The 20170-nt window shown below is 40.6% G+C and carries 14 protein-coding genes; 5 read left to right on the forward strand and 9 right to left on the reverse strand.

Features of this window, described 5'->3' with window-relative positions; genetic code table 11:
* Positions 1 to 56: 56 nt before the first annotated feature.
* The 6 genes from ispH to murJ form a co-directional block, all read right to left on the reverse strand.
* Positions 57 to 986: a 4-hydroxy-3-methylbut-2-enyl diphosphate reductase gene (gene ispH, locus H4J59_RS13245; protein WP_182240110.1), complete on the reverse strand. Its 930-nt coding sequence runs from the start codon at positions 984 to 986 to the stop codon at positions 57 to 59.
* Positions 987 to 1042: 56 nt separating this feature from the next.
* A complete protein-coding gene (fkpB, locus tag H4J59_RS13250) occupies positions 1043 to 1474 on the reverse strand; it encodes an FKBP-type peptidyl-prolyl cis-trans isomerase (RefSeq protein WP_182240112.1) in 432 nt (143 codons plus the stop codon).
* Between the two features lie 12 nt (positions 1475 to 1486).
* Positions 1487 to 1999, reverse strand: a complete 513-nt coding sequence (lspA, locus tag H4J59_RS13255; RefSeq protein WP_182240114.1) for a signal peptidase II — start codon at positions 1997 to 1999, stop codon at positions 1487 to 1489.
* 130 nt (positions 2000 to 2129) lie between these two features.
* Complete coding sequence (ileS, locus tag H4J59_RS13260; protein WP_182240116.1) at positions 2130 to 4979, reverse strand: isoleucine--tRNA ligase; 2850 nt, start codon at positions 4977 to 4979, stop codon at positions 2130 to 2132.
* Positions 4980 to 5098: 119 nt separating this feature from the next.
* Positions 5099 to 6046, reverse strand: a complete 948-nt coding sequence (gene ribF, locus H4J59_RS13265; RefSeq protein ID WP_182240118.1) for a bifunctional riboflavin kinase/FAD synthetase — start codon at positions 6044 to 6046, stop codon at positions 5099 to 5101.
* 133 nt (positions 6047 to 6179) lie between these two features.
* Positions 6180 to 7760 (reverse strand): murein biosynthesis integral membrane protein MurJ, encoded by a 1581-nt coding sequence (murJ, locus tag H4J59_RS13270; protein ID WP_182240120.1) that lies wholly within the window; start codon positions 7758 to 7760, stop codon positions 6180 to 6182.
* Between the two features lie 485 nt (positions 7761 to 8245).
* On the opposite strand from murJ, the gene rpsT reads away from it, so the two are divergent.
* Both rpsT and H4J59_RS13280 read left to right on the forward strand, forming a co-directional pair.
* Positions 8246 to 8506: a 30S ribosomal protein S20 gene (gene rpsT / locus H4J59_RS13275; RefSeq protein ID WP_182190577.1), complete on the forward strand. Its 261-nt coding sequence runs from the start codon at positions 8246 to 8248 to the stop codon at positions 8504 to 8506.
* A gap of 145 nt (positions 8507 to 8651) precedes the next feature.
* Complete coding sequence (locus H4J59_RS13280; RefSeq protein WP_182240122.1) at positions 8652 to 10307, forward strand: dipeptidyl-peptidase 3 family protein; 1656 nt, start codon at positions 8652 to 8654, stop codon at positions 10305 to 10307.
* Between the two features lie 135 nt (positions 10308 to 10442).
* Here the strand turns inward: H4J59_RS13280 and H4J59_RS13285 are convergent, their stop codons facing one another.
* The 3 genes from H4J59_RS13285 to H4J59_RS13295 are packed head-to-tail and all read right to left on the reverse strand — an operon-like array spanning position 10443 to position 14770.
* Positions 10443 to 11651 (reverse strand): efflux RND transporter periplasmic adaptor subunit, encoded by a 1209-nt coding sequence (locus tag H4J59_RS13285; RefSeq protein ID WP_182240124.1) that lies wholly within the window; start codon positions 11649 to 11651, stop codon positions 10443 to 10445.
* A gap of 4 nt (positions 11652 to 11655) precedes the next feature.
* Positions 11656 to 14019 (reverse strand): ABC transporter permease, encoded by a 2364-nt coding sequence (locus tag H4J59_RS13290; protein ID WP_182240126.1) that lies wholly within the window; start codon positions 14017 to 14019, stop codon positions 11656 to 11658.
* 7 nt (positions 14020 to 14026) lie between these two features.
* Positions 14027 to 14770, reverse strand: coding sequence for an ABC transporter ATP-binding protein (locus H4J59_RS13295; RefSeq protein WP_182240128.1), 744 nt, complete (start codon positions 14768 to 14770; stop codon positions 14027 to 14029).
* A gap of 451 nt (positions 14771 to 15221) precedes the next feature.
* Here H4J59_RS13295 and H4J59_RS13300 point away from each other — a divergent pair, with 451 nt between their 5' ends.
* The 3 genes from H4J59_RS13300 (at position 15222) to H4J59_RS13310 (ending at position 20083) form a co-directional block, all read left to right on the forward strand.
* Positions 15222 to 16880, forward strand: coding sequence for a GMC family oxidoreductase (locus H4J59_RS13300; protein WP_182240130.1), 1659 nt, complete (start codon positions 15222 to 15224; stop codon positions 16878 to 16880).
* Positions 16881 to 16949: 69 nt separating this feature from the next.
* Complete coding sequence (locus tag H4J59_RS13305) at positions 16950 to 17462, forward strand: TlpA disulfide reductase family protein (protein WP_259369528.1); 513 nt, start codon at positions 16950 to 16952, stop codon at positions 17460 to 17462.
* Between the two features lie 425 nt (positions 17463 to 17887).
* A complete protein-coding gene (locus tag H4J59_RS13310) occupies positions 17888 to 20083 on the forward strand; it encodes a M3 family metallopeptidase (protein ID WP_182240132.1) in 2196 nt (731 codons plus the stop codon).
* The last annotated feature ends 87 nt before the right edge of the window (positions 20084 to 20170 follow it).

Genomic DNA, 20170 nt, shown 5'->3' on the forward strand with positions numbered 1-20170 from the left:
TAAAAAATTAATTTAAAACTATCTACACATTACCACCGTGAATAATACGCCTAAGATTAGCGTAATTCTATCGGTACCGCAAATACAGTATTCTCCGCTCTGCCGGGGTATTCAATAACCTCTTTACCACCCAGAGATTTAAGCGCTTCTATAACTTGCTTAACCAAAATTGCAGGTGCTGAAGCTCCTGCCGTAACCCCCACTTTTTCAATACCGTCTAACCATGAAACATCAATGTCTTCTGCTGTATCAATCAAATAGGATGTGGTGCCTATTTTTTCTGCTAACTCCCGCAGACGATTAGAATTAGAGCTATTGTTAGCGCCAACCACCAGCATTAGTTGTACGTGTTCTGCAATAGAGCGCACCGCGTCTTGGCGATTTTGTGTCGCATAACAAATGTCATCTTTACGCGGCCCTTGAATCAAAGGAAACTTATTCCTTAGGGCATCGATGACATCACTGGTATCATCAACTGATAATGTTGTTTGGCTGCAATAATAGAGTTTCTCTGGGTTTTTTATTTCAAGTGTTGCTACATCTTCAGTAGATTCAACTAAATAAATACCCCCTTGAGTGCTTTCATATTGCCCCATAGTGCCTTCAACTTCTGGGTGACCCGCGTGTCCAATCAGAATACATTCAACATTTTTTCGACTCGTGCGTGATACTTCCATGTGAACTTTAGTTACCAAAGGACAGGTGGCATCAAAAACTGTTAGCCCACGATTTTTCGCTTCGTTGCGTACGGCTTTTGATACACCATGAGCGCTAAATATTACCGTACTGTCGTCCGGCACTTCGTTTAGCTCATCAACAAATACCGCACCACGTTCTTTTAAGCCATTAACCACAAACTTGTTATGCACCACTTCATGACGCACATAAATAGGTGCTTCAAATAAATCAAGTGCTCTATCAACGATACTGATCGCCCGGTCAACACCGGCACAAAAACCTCGAGGGTTAGCTAAAATAATTTCCATAACATTCTCATTATTGCTTAACTGACTGAACTGATTAACTGATCAACTTAGGTAACTTAGGTAACTTCAACAACGTCGATAACAAAAGTAACGTCTTGTCCAGCTAGCGGGTGATTGAAATCGATAGTGACTGAACTGCCAGAGACATCTTTTATCATGCCAGGTAACTCGCCGCCGGGTTGACTAAAAGTAATAATATTACCTACTTTTGCTGGTGCGTCTTCATTAAACCTACAGATATCCATGTAATGAATATTCTCAGGTAAAGGCTCACCAAATGCGTCAATAGCCGCTAAGGTAAACTCTTTACTCTCACCGGCTGACATGCCCGTAAGTTGCGCCTCAAACGCTGGTGAAATACTGGTATCGCCCATAATAATTTTTGCTGGCTTTTTATTAACCTTAGTACTATCTGCTGCAGAGCCGTCAGATAGCTTCATAGTAATGTGTGCAATAATTTTTGAAGAAGCTGTTACTAAATTTTTCATATAAATATCTCTTTAAGTCTTAATGTTTTGTGTGTTCTTGCTCGACTCACCATTTTTAAATGAATCAAAAATCATCAGTGCAGCACCAATAAAGATCATTGAATCGGCAATATTAAAGGCAGGAAAATGATAGCCAAAGCCATAAAAGTCGAGAAAGTCGATAACATAACCAAATAGCACGCGATCAATAAGATTGCCCACTGCACCACTTAACATTAACGCAAATGCCGCTGATAATAGTGCTTGTTGCTTAGGCGTTTTTGCTAACCAAACAATAAAAACAATACTGGCAATGGCAGCAATCGCAGTGAAAAACCAACGTTGCCAACCACCTTGGTCGGCAAGGAAGCTAAATGCCGCGCCAAGGTTATGGACATAAGTTAAGTTGAAAAAAGGCAAAATATCGATTGATTGATACAAGTCCATATTGCTGACGATTAATTGTTTTGTCACTTGATCGGCCACTAAAAAAACCAAGGTTAACCATAACCAACGTAAGCCTGTTTCAGTAAATAACTTTTTCATAGCACAATAAACTCTCTTATATTGCTCACGTTTGAAGCGCGATACTTCACTCTATTAATAACGAGAAAACGTGCAGACTTTAAACAAGTACTACACGTTTTAGTTTCAATATCATTCGCCTATTTTCTACTTAAGCGAATTGACGAACTTCACCGTCACCTTCTACGTTAGTAATACAACGTCCACAAAGCTCTGGGTGCTTTTCATCTTGACCAATATCTTCTGTGACATGCCAACAGCGATCACACTTAACACCTTGTGCTGGAGCAACAGTTAACCATAAACCCTCAACTTCAGTGGCTAAAGTATTTGCTGGCGCACTCTCAACAATTTCAACCACGGCTTTAGAGGTAATTAATACAAAACGCAGTTCTTCCCCTAATTGCTGTAATTTTTCTGCCAGCTCACTGGTGGCATATAATGTGACCGCGGCTTCAAGCGCTTTACCCACTTGCTTTTCTTTGCGGGCATTTTCTAGCGCTTTATTGACTTCTGCGCGCACTAATAAAAGCTCGTTCCAGTAATCATTATTTAACACACTGGCTGTTGAAGCTTTTGGTAAACCATCAAACCAAACACCAGTAAAAACGAACTCTTCACGAGTCTCACCTGATGGTGTTGGCAATGCTTGCCAGATTTCTTGTGCCGTAAAAGATAAAATGGGTGCCATCCAGCGTGTCATCGCTTCAGCGATTAAATACATCGCTGTTTGACATGAACGACGAGCTACACTGTCATCTTTTGCAGTGTATTGGCGGTCTTTAATAATATCTAAGTAAAAGCCACCCAGTTCTGTTGTGCAGAAGTTCATTAACTTGTGCACGACCAAATGAAATTCATATTCATCATAAGCCGCAATAATATCTGCTTGTAACTGCGCAGCTTTATCTACCGCCCAACGATCAAGTGCCACCATATCATCAAAAGCAATTAAATCTGTTTTGGGGTCAAAGCCATTTAAGTTTGATAATAAAAAGCGCGAGGTATTTCGAATACGGCGATAAGCATCAGCTTGGCGTTTAAATATTTCATCGCCTGCGGTGATCTCTTGGGTGTAATTTACCGACGCTGTCCATAAGCGTAAAATGTCTGCACCTAGTGTATTGGTGATTTCTTTTGGCGTGATAACATTGCCTAAAGATTTAGACATTTTATGACCTTTAGCATCAACGACGAAGCCATGAGTAAGCACTTGCTTATAAGGTGCTTTACCGTTCATAGCGACTGAAGAAATCATTGAAGACATAAACCAACCACGATGTTGATCCGAACCTTCTAAGTACAAGTCAGCAATGCCGTCAAATTCCTCACGGGCATCAATAACAGAGTAATGGGTTGTACCAGAGTCAAACCAAACATCTAGAGTGTCAGGTACTTTAACGTATACTTGAGCATCATCACCAATAAGCGCTGATGGCTCTAAGTCAAACCATGCTTGAATGCCTTTCTCTTCAACAAGTTTTGCTACGCTTTCAATTAATTCAATCGTGCGAGGATGCAAAGCACCCGTATCTTGATGAATAAATAATGCCATTGGCACGCCCCACGTGCGTTGACGTGATATACACCAATCAGGACGACCTTCAACCATAGATTCAATACGACGTTGGCCCCAATCAGGAATCCAGCGTGTTTTTTCAATTTCTTTTAATGAGTCTTGACGTAAACCTTTCTTGTCCATGCTAATAAACCACTGTGGTGTAGCACGGAAAATCAATGGTGTTTTATGACGCCAACAATGCGGGTAAGAATGATCTATCGCATGATAATGCACTAATGTGCCATGTTCTCTTAGGGTTTCAACGACATTAGCATTGGCTTTAAAAACATGCTGACCTGCAAAAAGTGGTGTATCTTCTAAATAAACACCGTTAGCGCCGACAGGATTTGCCACTTCTAAATTATATAACTTACCAACAACAAAATCTTCTACACCATGGCCTGGCGCTGTATGTACACAACCCGTACCTGAATCGGTCGTCACGTGTTCACCTAAAATAAATGGCACGGTGAAATCATAAAATGGGTGTTTAAGCTCAACCAGGTCTAAATCGCTGCCCTGACAAAAACCTAATATCTGGTATTTATCAATACCAAAACGCTCCATACACGAAGCCACTAAATCAGAGGCTAAGATGAAGCGTTCTTTTCCTTGCGCTGTTTCACACTGTACCAAGCTATATTCTACCTCAGCATTGACAGCAACCGCACGGTTAGCGGGTAATGTCCAAGGTGTAGTGGTCCAGATCACCACTGAAACTGAGCCTTCACCTACATGCTCTTCTGGATGACCTTCTGGCTGAATAAACTTATCAGCAATGCTTTGATCAACAAGCGTAAATTTCACATCAATAGCGGGTGATTGCTTATCTTGATATTCCACTTCAGCTTCCGCTAAAGATGAGCCACAATCTGTGCACCAGTGCACAGGTTTAAAGCCTTGGTGTAAATGACCATTTTCTGCAATTTTACCCAATGAGCGAATAATATTAGCTTCGGTATCAAAATCCATCGTACGATAAGGCTTATCCCAATCAGCAAAAACGCCTAAACGTTTGAAGTCTTCACGTTGGGCATTAATTTGCTTGCCGGCATATTCACGACACTTTTCACGAAACACACTAGCAGAAACCTTATGGCCTGGTTTGCCAATTTTTTTCTCTACCATTAGCTCGATCGGTAAACCATGACAATCCCAACCCGGCACGTATGGCGCATTGAAGTCTGATAAGGTTTTTGATTTAACAATAATGTCTTTCAAAATTTTATTAACAGAGTGACCTAGATGAATATCACCATTGGCATACGGGGGGCCGTCATGCAAAATAAATGATTTTTTGCCTTTTTTAGCCGCACGAATTTGACCGTATAAATCTTTCTCTGCCCATTCTTTTAGCATATTCGGTTCACGATTTGCCATATTGCCTTTCATAGCAAAAGAAGTTGCGGGCAAATTTAGGGTTTGCTTATAATCACTCATTAAAATAAATATCCGTTGTCGTAGTCACTAGGCTTTGCTTAGTATGATGTTATATTTTATTTTCTTAATTTATCGCTAATTTATTAGTCATTTACCAATAAGTTATCGTTACGATGTCGTTAAGTAATAGCTAAATGTTGCACAAAAGTGCGGGCCTGTTCAGTATCGGTGGCAATTTGTTCGGTAAGCTCAACTAACGAGTTAAACTTATGTTCACTTCGTAGTTTTTTTAACATAACTACTTCAATGATTGCACCGTATAAATTGTTATCAAAATCAAATATATGTACTTCTAATTGTTGCCTAATACCAGCAACTGTCGGTCTTGAGCCTATGTTTGCGACACCGTAATGGTGACCAAATGGGCTTTTAACCTGCACCGCGTAAACCCCTGAAACAGGCGAAACCCGACGTTTTAATCTTATATTGGCCGTAGGGAAACCTATTTCACGGCCGCGTTTATCACCATGAAAAACTTTGCCAATAATTGAATAGGGCCGTCCTAACATGGTTTTCGCGCCGTCTAAATCATCTTTCTCTAATAACTGCCTGATTGCTGTGCTGCTTACACGACAACCTGCTAGTTTATGGCTTGCGGTATCAGTTACTGAGAAGTCAAACTGCTTACCAGCGGCCTTGAGCATAGAGAAATTACCTTGGCGATTTTTACCAAAATGAAAATCATCACCAACAATCAAGTGCTTTATCGCTAAGCGTTTTACTAATAACTCTTTGATAAAGGTCTCGGCGGTTAGACTAGCAAATTTTCTATTAAAATTGATACAAATTAATCTATCTATACCTAAGTTTTTTAATAGGACATATTTGTCACGTAATCGACACAATCGTGCGGGGGCTGTTTCAGGCGAAAATAACTCTTGTGGTTGGGGTTCAAAGACCAATACGGCAGCTTCGCAGTTTAGCTTTCTGGCTTTTTCAACCAAAGCTAGAATTACTTGCTTATGCCCTAAGTGAACGCCGTCAAAATTGCCAATAGTTAACACGCAACCTTGACGATTGTTATCAACGTTAATGCGCATGTTATGAATGCCACGTGTTAATTGCATCTAATTAAAAACCTTACTGCCAATAGTGCTTTACTACTAGCTAAATTATTAAAGAATAAAAGCCGATGAATTATATATGAGTCAGCAATAAGAATCAGCCCTTATGAAGAGTTATTTTAGCGGAAATATCGTGTTAATTAAGCGTTTTTTGTCTAATTTTGATATCTGAAAGTCGAATACCTAATAAAAGCAGACAAATTAAATAACTTACTATGCCACTGGTAATACAGATCAAAAGTTGGGTCACTTGCATGGTAAAGCTGTAGGTAAGCCAGACATCAAACTCAGGTGATACTTGATAAACAACTAAAGCCATTATCCCTGCAGAGCTTACAAGACGGCTGATAAACCACCATGTTTTGCCCGTTAACTGAAAAACATTAGCCGCTTTTAACCCCTGATAAAGCATCAGTGCATTCAACGTTGCAGATAAAGTCGTTGCTATGGCTAAACCAACATAACCAAAATATGGTGCTAGCATCATATTAAATACCATATTGGCCACCATAGCTTTAATCGCAATTTTCACCGGTGTTTTAGTGTCTTGGCGAGCATAGAAACCCGGTGCTAATACTTTAATAAACATAAAGCTGAGTAACCCCGAAAGGTAAGCAAACAAAGCATAAGACACTTGTAAAACTTCATACTGGGTAAATTCACCTCGCATAAATAACACCATAATAATCGGCTGTGCTAGCACCATTAGCCCAGCTAAAGCTGGCCAACCAAATAGAGAAACAACTCTGATGCCCCAATCTAAGGTATCACTAAATTCTTGAGTATCTTTCTTAGTATGTAATTTAGCCAAGCTGGGTAATATTACTGTCGCAATACCTATACCAAATAAGCCCAGTGGAAATTCTAGTAATCGGTCAGCGTAATATAACCAACTAATAGAACCCGTGATTAACATACTGGCGATAATGGTATCAAGCAGTAAATTTATTTGCGTTACTGACACGCCAAAGAGTGCAGGAATAATCAACTTTCGTATTTTAGTGACGCCAGGCGAATGCCATGACCATGTCGGTTTAACCAGAGCACCCGCACGATATAAAAAGGGCAACTGAAAAGCGAATTGAATAAAACCACCTAAAAACACGCCCCAAGCAAGCGCAAATGCAGGATTATCCATCACAGGTGCTAAGTAAATAGCACAAGCAATAATACCAACATTTAATAACACCGGCGTAAAAGCTGAAACAGCAAAACGACCATAAGTATTTAATATCGCGCCTGATAGTGCTGTAAAACTCACAAACCACAAATAAGGAAAGGTAATTTTTAATAGTGTACTCGCCAGATCAAATTTTTCACTCGCAGGACCATCATTTAACCAATCTAAAAACCAACCGAAGCCAAACAGCGCCACAATTAATGGCGACGCTATCATACCAAATAAGGTCACTAAGGTAATAATAACACCCAGGGTGCCTGAAACTTGGCCAATTAACTTGCGTGTTTCGTTAGTGCTATGCTCCTCATCAAGGGTGTGGTATTCACTTAACACCGGCACAAAGGCTTGTGCAAAAGCACCTTCTGCAAACAAACGTCGCAAAAAATTAGGAATTTTATTGGCAAAGAAGAATACGTCTGCTGAGGCCCCAGCGCCCATAATATTGGCAATAACAATGTCTCGCACTAAGCCAAGCACACGTGAAATTAATGTCATAGCGCTGACAATAAGTCCTGACTTAATTAGTTTTTTACTCAAACAGCTAGCTCCAATCTTATGCTTATTTTCAAAATATTTTTCAACCTATTCACACTAATTTAATTCGCTGATATTATGAGAAATATAAGTATTGATTCATCATTAAAACCAGCCAAATTTCGCATAATAGATAATATCTCTCTATTATGCGGCTTTTATAAATTGATAGACAAGACTTTAATCTCCTAAAGCGGATGTTTTATAAATAATCGGGTAACCTACTTGTTCAAGGCTAAAAGTGTGCTTTTTTTGTCAAAAAAGTGCCTAAATAGCAAATATATCGAAAATTAGTTAAATCAGAGGAGAACAGCACTTCCAACTTTTAACTAAAAACTTTAGAATGTACTATTGGTTTTATTTATACAAACGGGTAATTATCCGAACGGTCAAATTAAAAAAGTAAATCATTTGACAAACCAGTTAAAAACAGGCATATTTCGTCGCCTTAAATTTAGGCAATATTTATTCAATTTTAGGAGTTCACCTTGGCTAACTCAAAGTCTGCTAAGAAGCGCGCATTACAATCTGAAACGCGCCGCCAACACAATGCAAGCCGTCGCTCAATGATGCGTACTTTACTTAAAAAAGTAATGTCTGCTATCGCAGCCGGTGACAAAGAAAAAGCATCTACAGAATTTGCTGCTGCTGCACCGATTTTAGATCGTTATGCAAGCAAAGGTCTTATTCATAAAAATAAAGCCGCTCGTAGTAAGAGCCGTTTAAACGCTTCTATTAAAGCGCTTTAATTTTTTATAAAGAATTAAAAAACCGGCTTTGGCCGGTTTTTTTATGCCTGTAATTCCACTAAAGCAAGAGTTTGTTGTGGTTTGCGCTTGCGCTTATCATCTATTTTGGTAGTCTCTAGACGGTATTTACCAAGAGAAACCTTACATGAAACTTTCAAAACTCGCTTCTATGCTGATCATTGCTGGCACATTAACCGCTTGTGGTGACAACAAAACAGTAACACCGCTTGCAAGTGTTAGCTTGTTACCTGCATATCAAGACCGTTTAGATATTTATAAAACAGTGACCTTAAGTGCTGACTTATCGCACCTATCCACGAACCAGAAAAAAATGTTGTCTTTACTTATCGAAGCCTCAGACATTATCGATGATCTATTTTGGCAACAGGCTTTTGGCCAAGATAAAACTAGCTTTTTAGCGTCAATAAATGACGATAAAGTCAGAGAGTTTGCCCGCATTAATTATGGTCCTTGGGATCGATTAAATGGTGACAAAGCTTTTTTGACTGATAGCACAGAAAAGAGCCCTGGCGCTCAGTTCTATCCCGCCGATATGAGCAAAGCCGAATTTGAAAAAGCCACCTTTGATGACAAAAATGGTTTGTACTCGATGGTAATAAGAAACGAAAATGGTGAATTAAACACTATTGCCTTTTCAGAAGCCTACAGTGACGAAATTAATCGTATTGCGGTTATTTTAGAAAAAGCCGCGACCTTTGCCGATAATAAAGAATTCGCTAATTACCTTAATATGCGCGCCACAGCATTACGTACTGATGATTTTCAGGCATCTGACCTTGCTTGGATGGACATGAAAAACAACCCCATTGATATTGTTATAGGTCCAATTGAAACCTATGAAGATCAGCTTTTTGGTTATCGTGCCGCTTTTGAATCTTACGTACTGATCAAAGATATGTCGTGGAGTGAAAAGCTTTCAAAATACGCTGATTTTTTACCTGAATTACAACGAGGTCTACCCGTTAGCCAAGAGTATAAAGCCGAAATTCCTGGCTCTGATGCTGACTTAAATGCCTATGATGTTATTTATTATGCCGGCCATTCAAATGCTGGCGGTAAAACGATAGCGATTAACTTACCCAATGACGAAAAAGTACAACTGGAAAAAGGTACACGTCGTTTGCAGTTAAAAAATGCCATGCGGGCAAAGTTTGACGCCATCATGACCCCTATTGCTGAGACATTAATTGTGCCAGAACAGCGAAAAAATGTCACCTTTACCGCCTTTTTTGCCAACACTATGTTTCATGAAGTAGCGCACGGCTTAGGCATTAAAAACACCATTAATGACAAAGGTACAGTGCGTCAATCATTAAAAGAACATGCCTCAGCTTTGGAAGAAGGCAAAGCCGATGTACTAGGCCTTTATATGATACGTCAACTACTGGCTAAAAATGTTATTAGTGAAGGTACGCTAGAAGACTACTACACCACGTTCTTAACCGGTATATTCCGTTCTGTGCGTTTTGGAGCAAGTTCAGCGCACGGTAAAGCCAACATGGTGCGCTTTAACTATTTTGCTGAGCAAGGTGCATTCACTCGTAATGAGCAAGGGTTATACAAGGTTAATGTTGCAGAGATGACCGCCGCTATTGATTCTTTGTCAGAGTTAATTTTAACCTTACAAGGCAACGGTGATTACGATGGTGTTGATAAACTAGTAGCAGAAAGTGGTGTGATTAACAGCCATTTGGCAGAAGACTTAGCCAGTTTAGAAAGCGCAAAAATTCCTGTCGATATTACCTTTAAACAAGGTAAAAAAGTGCTTGGGCTAAATTAAATCAGATTAAATCAAGTTAAGTTAACTTGATTTAATATCACTCGAAAAGGCTAAACATTTGTTTAGCTTTTTTTTGGCCGTTATTTAGTATTGTTACCCTGTCTTGAAACTGTCGCTGGAAATACAGTTATTGTATTATTCAAATGAGCGTACTTCTACTCGCTTACCATCGTCCACTTCATCACTCGGATGATTGATAACCCGTTCCCCCTCATTTACCCCCTCTAGAATCTGCGCAATCAAACCATTACGCTGACCAATTTTAACTTCCCGTCTTACCGCCAGATCACGCTCAATAACAAATACAGCCCAGCCCCCCTTATATCTAAATAAGCTGCTCGCCGGTATTTGCAGTACATTTTCCTGCTGCCATAAAATAAAATTTGCCTCAACTCTATATCCATCTCCAAGTCGATTCCAAAGTTCAGCCCCAGAAACAAAATCAGAAATAATCAACACACGTTGTTCTTCAACCCCAAGTGCTGACGCTTTGGTAAAGCCAACCGGTTCGACTATTCGAACCCGTCCCTCTAAAGGTTTGTCACCGCCCCAGCGCTCAAACAAAACCTTCATACCGGATTTTATTTTTACCGCATCAGTGGAAAGTACATCCACCTCTATTTCCAGAACTGAAGGGTCGCCCACTTCTAGCAATGGCTCACCAGTACGCACGGGACCTTCACATTCGCTAACAACTTTAAGAATCTTTCCATCTATCGGTGATCTAACTGGCACTCGCTCTGCCGGCTGTCCACTGTCAACGGCAGCTGAATATTGTAGAGCCGTGGCCGCAGCTTCCAGTTCATATTTAGCCACTTCGACACTAAAATTGGCTGAACGTTTAGACGCTGCCGTCGTTTGTGCCTGGGTTTGGGCCTTATCAAAGGCTTCACGTGAAATCAAAGCCTGTGCCATTAATGGTTGCAGCCGTGTTAATTCATTACTGGCTAATTGTGCCGATGCAGATGCTGCATTTGCCTGTTCTTGTGCAGCATGTAAAGCCGATTTTGCCGCGGCTACTTGAGCCTGAGCTTGGGCACGGCTGCGCGGATCTAGCACTTGTGATTGTAATGGCGTAATCTCTAACAATACCTGCCCTTGCTTAACCGTATCACCGACCTTTAATTGTTGACGACAGGTTACGCCATCAACAGACGCTGATATCACGTAACGATCAATCAACCGGGTACGACCCTCCTCTTCAATGCTTACGGTCATAGGTGCATATTTTGCGGCTATGCCTTCAACCATAATTGACTGTGGCCAGAAACCCCAAATCAATAATCCGGTGATTAAGGCAACAATAAAGCATATCAGTGGATATTTTTTCAACAGAGCAAGCATCTGTTTACTCCTTAGTTTTAAGTACGGCCACCATATCTAAGTGTGCCAGATTACGCCAAATCATCAATGCAGAAATGACAGAGGAGCCAATGACCACTAAGGCAGCAAAAGCATAAACTTTTAAGCCAAGCACCAAAGGAATACGATATAAATCAGAATCAAACTGAAACGCAAGAAATGCACATAAACCATAACCAATCATCATTCCCAGTGGAATAGCGATGAGTGTTAACACCGCCATTTCACCCAGAAGAATATAGGCAACCTCTGAGCGATGAAATCCCAACACGCGCAAACTAGCCAGTTCTCGATTTCGTTCAGATAGCGCAATGCGCATACTGTTGTAAACCACACCAAATGCTATGCTTCCACCTAGCAAAGTGGTGATAAAGGTAAAAAATAAAATCGTTTCATCCATCGTTTCGTAAAAAGATTTAATCGCCGATTCTTGCTCAACTACGCCAGCTATGCGTGGCGCACCTTTAAGCTCTGCGTATACCTCAGCCTGATGTAACCTATCAACTTTTAACCAAGCAGCAGAAATAACATGGCCTTCATTTAGCAGGCGATTTAATGAGTTTAACTGCATATAACCATTTAAACCCAGATACTCTTTCGCCAGACCAACCACGGGTACTTGCACCACAGGACGATCACCTTCCAGCACTTCTATGGTCAGCATATCACCGACCTTAATATGTAATATCTCTGCCAAGTAATCGGTGAGTATGATGCCCTCTGGCGGTAAATTGATCACTTTCAGGCGCGTATCAAGCAGGCGCATCAGGCTGCCATCAGGCGCTATTCCTTGCACAGAAGTTCTATACGAGCGATGTTCAAAACGCAATTTTGCCGTAACGACTCGAAAACCTTCAACATGCTCTACACCCCGTAAACTCTGTAGTGAATAAAGTGAACGCTGAGATGTTGGCTCGGTAAATATTGCTGTTAGGTCGCTGCGCTGACTCATACCAAACTGCACCTCGACCATGTGCTTAATAGCCCCCTCTTGAAAACCACCAACCATCATAGTGCCGCAGGCCATGCTAATCCCCAATATAGTCATTAATGATTTTAAAGGCCGGCGCTCAATGTGACGAAAAATCATTCGCGTTGGTTGTGAAAACCAGCGCTGTAAGCCCAGTTTTTCAATCAGAGTTGTATGATACATTGCCGGGGGCTCGGGACGCATTGCCTGTGCCGGTGGTAAACTGGCTGCACTAGATACCGCATACAGAGTGCCAACCATAGCAACGCCCATACTAATTAACACCGCAGCAATAATAACCTCGGCTTTTAGTACATAAATCATAAATGGTAGGCTATAAAAGGTCATGTAAATATTACTCATGCCCTTGCCCATCCAGATACCAAAACCTATGCCTGCAATAACGCCAATAGCGGTGATCATTAATATCAATTTTGTGTAATGCAAGCCAACAGCAAAGTTGCTATAACCGAAGGCCTTAAGTCCGGCAATCTGTTCACGCTGTAAACTGATCAGGCGACTCGCGACAACATTTAAAAGAAATGCTGCCACGCCCAAAAAGATTATCGGAAAGATGGTGGCTATGGTTTTTTGTTGTTTAAGCTCCTCAGTCAGAAAACGATTAGACAACTGATCTTTGCGCGCGTATGCGCCTATGCCGCCATAGGGTTTTAACAATTCATCAAGCTGGTCTATTACATCCTGTTCATTACCCTCTTTACTCAGGGTAAGCGTGACATTATTAAATGCCCCGTCCATATCATAGGCACTTGCCAGTGGCTTACGTGCCATCCATAAAACACCATAGCGATAATAATCAGGAAACATCGCGCCAGGGGCAATCTGGTAAATATATTCAGGAGATAGCACATGCCCGACTACATTCAGCACTTTTCGCCGACCATTTATTGTTGCTGCTAATTTATCACCGGGTTGTAAATCATGGGCACGGGCGAACTCTTCACTGAGTAACACTTCATTATCACGACCGGCCTCAAGTAAACGCCCTTTACGTAAATAAATCTGATTTAAAAGGCCAGCACTATTGGCATTTAATGACAGTAGATGACCACTGACCGGATCCTTAAAATCTTCTACATCTAGATTCACATAAGCCAGCACCCGAGTTTCAACCTTATCAACACCGGGAATTTCCTGAATACGTTTTACCAGTAATAAGGGCGCACGCTTTAGCGAAGCAAACACATCGGCGAAATGGTGATTGCGGTAATAATTTTCACGGGTTTCAAACAAGGAATCGAGTGTACTTAATGACATAATAAAAATGCTCACTCCACCAACAATTACCATAATAATTGCTAGGGCTTGCATCCGCATAGCCCAAAGTTCGCGCCATAATTTTATATCGATAGCTTTCATATCGAGATCACCACGTCAACTCATCAGGTCTTAATCGAGTTTCATTTTTATAGACCTTACTGATTAATCCGTCAGTTAAATGGATAACGCGATCAGCCATCTGAGCAATGCCGGCATTGTGGGTAATAACCACCGTGGTTGTCCCTAACGCCTGATTCACTCGTTGCAAAGCCTGCAGCACGACAATACCGGTTTTAGAATCTAACGCGCCGGTGGGTTCATCACATAACAACACATCAGGGTTTTTGGCAATAGCACGTGCAATGGCAACACGCTGTTGCTCACCGCCGGAAAGCTGGGCAGGAAAATGATCAAGCCGACTCTCTAGACCTACGAGTTTTAATGCCTCTTCTGGCTTCATCGGCGACTTGGCAATTTCTGTGACTACGGCAACATTCTCACGTGCCGTCAGGCTGGGAATTAAGTTGTAAAACTGAAAAACAAAACCGACATGAAAACGTCGATACTCTGTTAACTCTCTTTCACTGGCTCGTGTCAGATCACGCTCACCGTAAAACACATGGCCTTCTGTTGGAATATCTAGACCACCCAGAATATTAAGTAGGGTTGATTTACCACTGCCCGAGGCCCCCAACAATACGGTAAATTCTCCTCGATGCAGATCGATATCAACACCGCGTAAAGCTCGCACCTGCACTTCCCCCATCTGATACACTTTGGTCACTTCGTGCACATGAAATACCACATTCTCTTCCAGTGTTTCATGTCGAGATTTTGAGTCAGATGACATACAGCTTCCCCTTAGGTAAACGATAGCGTAACAAGATGAAACGGGATCAGATAATACTGGCTTAAAAAGCGCTAAAAGTGATTTTATTCATGACATTATCTCTATGATAGCCTCCGTGATAGCGATTGATATAATGACGATAGCGACCAACAGCCAATATAGGCTCATTCATAATGATAGCTCACCACATGACAGTATTTTTGTTCACTGATTGCAACGCTATATTTTTCGATTTCAACTGACTTTACTCAGTTAAACGACAAGTAATGTGTGAGTGCTCATATGGTAAATTTAAGCCCATTGCTGTGTTATAACCATTTCATACAAATCTAGATTAATGATGAGAGACAAAAATAGCGCTTAAGCGAAACAGTTGAATAAATAATTATTTTGCATCATAGTGGTCCGACGTGTTAAAAATAATAATAACAGCAACTTTTAAGGTGGCCGTGTGAAGACATTTGATTTTGTAATAATTGGGGGTGGTTCAGCGGGTTGCGTATTAGCTGATAAATTATCAGCTAGTGGCGAACATAGTGTTTGCCTATTAGAGGCAGGTAAAGCCGATAAAAACTGGTTGATTCATCTGCCCATTGGCATTATTGCCCTGTTACAAAATCGCAGCTTAAATTGGCAATTTAACTCTCAGCAAGAAAAAACCCTGAATAATCGAGAAATTTTTACACCACGAGGTAAAACCCTAGGTGGCAGTAGCTCAATTAACGCCATGCTCTATGTTAGAGGACAACAAAATGATTATGACCATTGGCACAGTTTAGGTAACACAGGTTGGAGCTTTAATGACGTTCTTCCCTACTTTAAAGCCTTTGAACATCAAGAACGTGGGCCGGATGATTTTCATGGTATTAACGGTGCACTTAATGTTGCAGACTCAGTCTCTAAACCCGCCATTAATGAAAACTTCATACAATCAGCCATAGCGGCAGGTTATCCTGAAAATCATGATTTTAATGGCGCGTCACAAGAAGGCATTGGCTACTATCAGGTCACCCAAAAAAATGGCTTAAGACACAGTGCCGCAAAAGCCTTTTTAACGCCCAATTTGCACCGTAAAAATTTAACGGTTATTACCCAAACACAAGTCGAAAAAATAGTCATTAATGATGGTATTGCTACAGGTGTTAGGTATAAACATCGCAGCAAAGTTCAGCAGATCATTGCTAACCACGAAGTTATCCTCAGTGCTGGTGCGATCAACTCGCCACAAATTTTAATGCTTTCTGGTGTCGGACCTAAGGCAGAATTAGCAAAGCATGATATTGAGCTTGTACAAGCACTAGAAGGTGTAGGTAAAAATTTACAGGATCATGTCGATGTTCTCAACGTCGCCCAACATAATGTAAGCCAAGTAATGGCGTTTCGTCCGAAATCAATTTGGTGGGGGGCAAAAGAAACATTAAAGTTCATCACTAAACGCACCGGCCTGTTGACCACGGTTATTGCCGAAACCGGTGGTTTTATCAAATCAGATCCAACCTTGGATGAACCCGATTTACAACTGCACTTTGTGCCTGCCGCCATGGACGATCACGGCAGAAATCTTAAACTGCTATTTACCTACGGCATATCCTTGCATGTATGCCTGCTTAGGCCAAAAAGCCGAGGCACAGTGACACTTAACAGCAATAAAATTGCTCAGCATCCACGTATTCACATGAATATGTTAGATCATCAAGATGATATTGATACCATGGTAAAAGGCGTGAAAATTGCTAGAAAAATATTATCAACATCGCCATTATCTCTCACACATATTAAACATATATTCCCAGGTGAAGATTGCACTACAGATCAAGATATTCACCAGTTTCTAAAAGAGAAGTGTAATACTATTTACCACCCTGTCGGTACCTGCAAAATGGGCCAAGATGAGTTATCGGTAGTTAACGAACAGTTAAAGGTCAGAGGCATTAAGCAACTGCGAGTCGTTGACGCGTCAATTATGCCAACGCTCATTAGTGGCAACACCAACGCGCCAACCATGATGATTGCGGCAAAAGCAGCAGATATGATTTTGGCTGAACATGCATTAGCCCAAGATAAAGTTAAGGTTACTAGCCGGATTAACCTCAATAAGAAAAATAAATAAACTTTTTTGAAACGAGATGCTGATTTGTGTGGTCAATTTAAATAACTAATCACTTAATGAGTATCTGGCTTGATTTATTTACTAACTTTAAGCAAAAAACTACTCACGAGCACTTTGCTCGCATTGTTATTTTTTACCCTAAATGCCAATGCTGAAGAAACCACTGTTCCGCCACAAGCACCAGCTTGGCAACTTAAAACACAATCTGGTGACACTATTTCTTCCGCGCAATTTGACGGACAAGCGACTATTTTACATTTTTGGGCTACCTGGTGTCCCTATTGCAAAGTACTACAGCCGAAACTAATCGAGCTTGAAAAAAAATATCAACAGCAAGGTGTTAAGCTTGTTGCTATTAGCTTTAATGAAGATGACGGCGTACTACCACAAGATGAGTTAGCTGCTCGAGGCTATAGCTTTCCTACTGCCGTTAATGGCGATGAAGTGGCCATACTTTATGGCGTAAACGGCACACCAACAACTTTTTTCATTAACAAGCACAAGCAAGTGATATTTAAATATACCAGCTCAGACACCTCAGACCCACGGCTTGAGCTTGCGGTTCAAGAAATAGCTAAATGAGCCATTAACTCAACTTAATCATACACTTTCGTTTTTACTTTGGTTTGTGAGTCAAAGTAAAAAGTTGTTAAAAATAGAAATGATTTAGTGTTTTTATCTTCTAGCATCTACCGTTAGCTAACGCCAAATCGGCTTTATTTAGATAAGACAACCTTAATGACTTCACAATGAAAACGCTCTGAAATCACTTTATCTGCGGCTAATTATTTAGTAGAGCATTTAGCCTTTTTAAATTAAGCCCTAAAAGTATATTTGACCGCCAATAACGCACCACTCATCGAATTTTTCTCTGATGGCCTTGTACCTATGGCGAGTGCAACATAGAATCAATACTAGCTTCATTGTGATATAAAATAACTCATACCATGCTATCGCTCTGAATAAACCTTATTAGCCCTCTGGATATAAACTTAAAAGGTCATTTAATGAAAACTCGTTATCTCGCACCATTGGCCATTGCAATCGCATTAGCCGGTTGTCAGCCAAACACAACGCCCCCTGACGTTGTGAAAATAGAGCAAGCAGAAAATACAGCAAACAATCCATTTTTTTCTGAGTACGCGACACCGCATGGTATTCCACCCTTTGATAAAATTAAAAAGAGTGATTACTTACCGGCATTTAATCATGGTATTGCACAAAAAAAGCTTGAAATAGAGGCTATTACAAACGTTAAATCGCTGCCAACATTTGAAAATACCATTGTTGCGATGGAAAAGTCAGGCAATTTTTTAACTAAAGTAAGTAATACCTTCTACGGTTTAATTGGCTCAATGTCAGATGAAGAAATGCGCGCCATTGCCAAAGAAATGTCACCTAAACTATCAGCCTTAGCTGACGACATAGCGCTGAACCATGCTTTATTTGTACGAGTAAAAGAAGTTTATGATAATCAAATGGTATTTGATTTACGTACAGATCAAAAGCGTCTACTAGAAACAACTTATAAGAGCTTTGTTCGAGGTGGTGCAAACCTTAACGATGTTGACAAGTTAACCTTACGTGACTTAAATGAAAAGTTAAGTGGTTTAAGTTTAAGTTTTGGTGAAAATCTACTGGCAGAAACTAACAACTTTGAAATGGTCATTGATAATAAAGCCGATCTTGATGGTTTACCTGCTGATATTATTGCTGCCGCTAGCGAAACCGCAATAGCGCGTGGCCACGAAGGCAAGTGGGTATTTACCACCCATCGCCCAAGTAAAAATCCATTTTTAACCTATTCAAACAACCGTGAACTACGTGAAACTATCTATAAAGGATATACCCTGCGTGGTAATAACGACAACGCCAATAACAACCAAGCCATTGCTAGTGAAATCGCTAGCCTGCGTTATCAAAAGGCGCAGTTATTAGGTTATAAAACTCATGCCCATTTTGTCCTTGAAAATGCCACGGCAAAAACCCCTGAAAATGTTTTTGAATTATTAAATAAAGTTTGGCCTGCCGCATTAGAACGTGCGAAAGAAGAAACCGCTGATATCCAAAAAATGATTGACGCACAAGGTGATAACTTTACAGTGGCGGCATGGGATTGGTGGTACTACGCTGAAAAAATCCGTAAACAACGCTTTGACATTGACGCCGCAGAAACCAAACCTTACTTCTCATTAGAAGCAACGCTACAAGGGGTTTTCTTTACGGCAGAAAAACTTTGGGGTGTTACCTTTAAAGAGCGTGATGATTTACCTAAATACCACCCAGAAGTGCGTACCTTTGAAGTGCATGATCGTGACGGCAGCTATGTCGGCGTCTACATGACAGATCACTACGTACGAGAAAGCAAACGTGGCGGTGCTTGGATGAGCAGTTTCCGTAAGCAATATCGTATGAATGGCGAAGAAGTCACGCCCATTATTTACAATGTATTAAATTACCCTCGCCCCATTGGTGATAAACCAACACTATTAACCTTTGATCAAGCATCAACTTTATTCCATGAATTTGGTCATGCGATTCAAGGTTTATTATCTGATGGTTATTACCGCTCTCAAACCGGTACTGCACTACCAAGAGATTATGTTGAATACCCTTCACAGGTTATGGAAAACTGGATGACAGAGCCGGAAGTATTAGCAAATTTTGCTAAACACTACCAAACAGGTGAAGTGATCCCTCAAGCCCTTGTTGAAAAAATTCAAGCTTCAGGCAAGTTTAATCAGGGTTTTGGTACCACTGAATATTTAGCCGCCGCATTATTGGATATGAGCTGGCATTCATTAGAAACAGCTGAGATACAAGATGCTAATAGTTTTGAAAAAAACGTTTTAAAAGAAATGGGTTTAATTGAACAAATCGCGCCAAGATATAAAACAGGTTATTATTCACATATCTTCGCCGGTGGTTATTCAGCCGGTTATTACGGTTATATCTGGTCAAATATCTATGACGCTGACACTTGGTTAGCCTTTAAAGAAAATGGCATATTCGATCAAGAAACGGCTGAATTATATCGCAAGCACGTACTAGAAAGTGGTGGAACAGACGATCCAACAGTCATGTACCGTCGTTTCAGAGGTAAAGACCCAACAGTAGAACCTTTACTTGAACGTCGTGGTTTAAGCAGTAAAGAACCAGCCGTAGAACTTTTACATGAACATAGTGGTTTAATCAGTAAGTAACTTCTCCGAGTAAAGAATTTTACTGAGTAAACAAAAAAGGGTCGCTATTTAGCGACCCTTTTTATTTACTTAACTTATCAACTAACT

The sequence above is a fragment of the Colwellia sp. MB02u-10 genome (assembly GCF_014077185.1).
GTDB lineage: Bacteria > Pseudomonadota > Gammaproteobacteria > Enterobacterales > Alteromonadaceae > Cognaticolwellia.

Excerpts from the sequence above, each read along its gene's own strand:
- H4J59_RS13280 (WP_182240122.1), top strand. The coding sequence starts at position 8,652 with ATGAAACTTTCAAAACTCGCTTCTATGCTGATCATTGCTGGCACATTA.
- ribF (WP_182240118.1), bottom strand. The coding sequence starts at position 6,046 with ATGCAATTAACACGTGGCATTCATAACATGCGCATTAACGTTGATAAC.
- ileS (WP_182240116.1), bottom strand. The coding sequence starts at position 4,979 with ATGAGTGATTATAAGCAAACCCTAAATTTGCCCGCAACTTCTTTTGCT.
- lspA (WP_182240114.1), bottom strand. The coding sequence starts at position 1,999 with ATGAAAAAGTTATTTACTGAAACAGGCTTACGTTGGTTATGGTTAACC.
- ispH (WP_182240110.1), bottom strand. The coding sequence starts at position 986 with ATGGAAATTATTTTAGCTAACCCTCGAGGTTTTTGTGCCGGTGTTGAC.
- H4J59_RS13285 (WP_182240124.1), bottom strand. The coding sequence starts at position 11,651 with ATGCTTGCTCTGTTGAAAAAATATCCACTGATATGCTTTATTGTTGCC.
- H4J59_RS13295 (WP_182240128.1), bottom strand. The coding sequence starts at position 14,770 with ATGTCATCTGACTCAAAATCTCGACATGAAACACTGGAAGAGAATGTG.
- fkpB (WP_182240112.1), bottom strand. The coding sequence starts at position 1,474 with ATGAAAAATTTAGTAACAGCTTCTTCAAAAATTATTGCACACATTACT.
- H4J59_RS13290 (WP_182240126.1), bottom strand. The coding sequence starts at position 14,019 with ATGAAAGCTATCGATATAAAATTATGGCGCGAACTTTGGGCTATGCGG.
- H4J59_RS13310 (WP_182240132.1), top strand. The coding sequence starts at position 17,888 with ATGAAAACTCGTTATCTCGCACCATTGGCCATTGCAATCGCATTAGCC.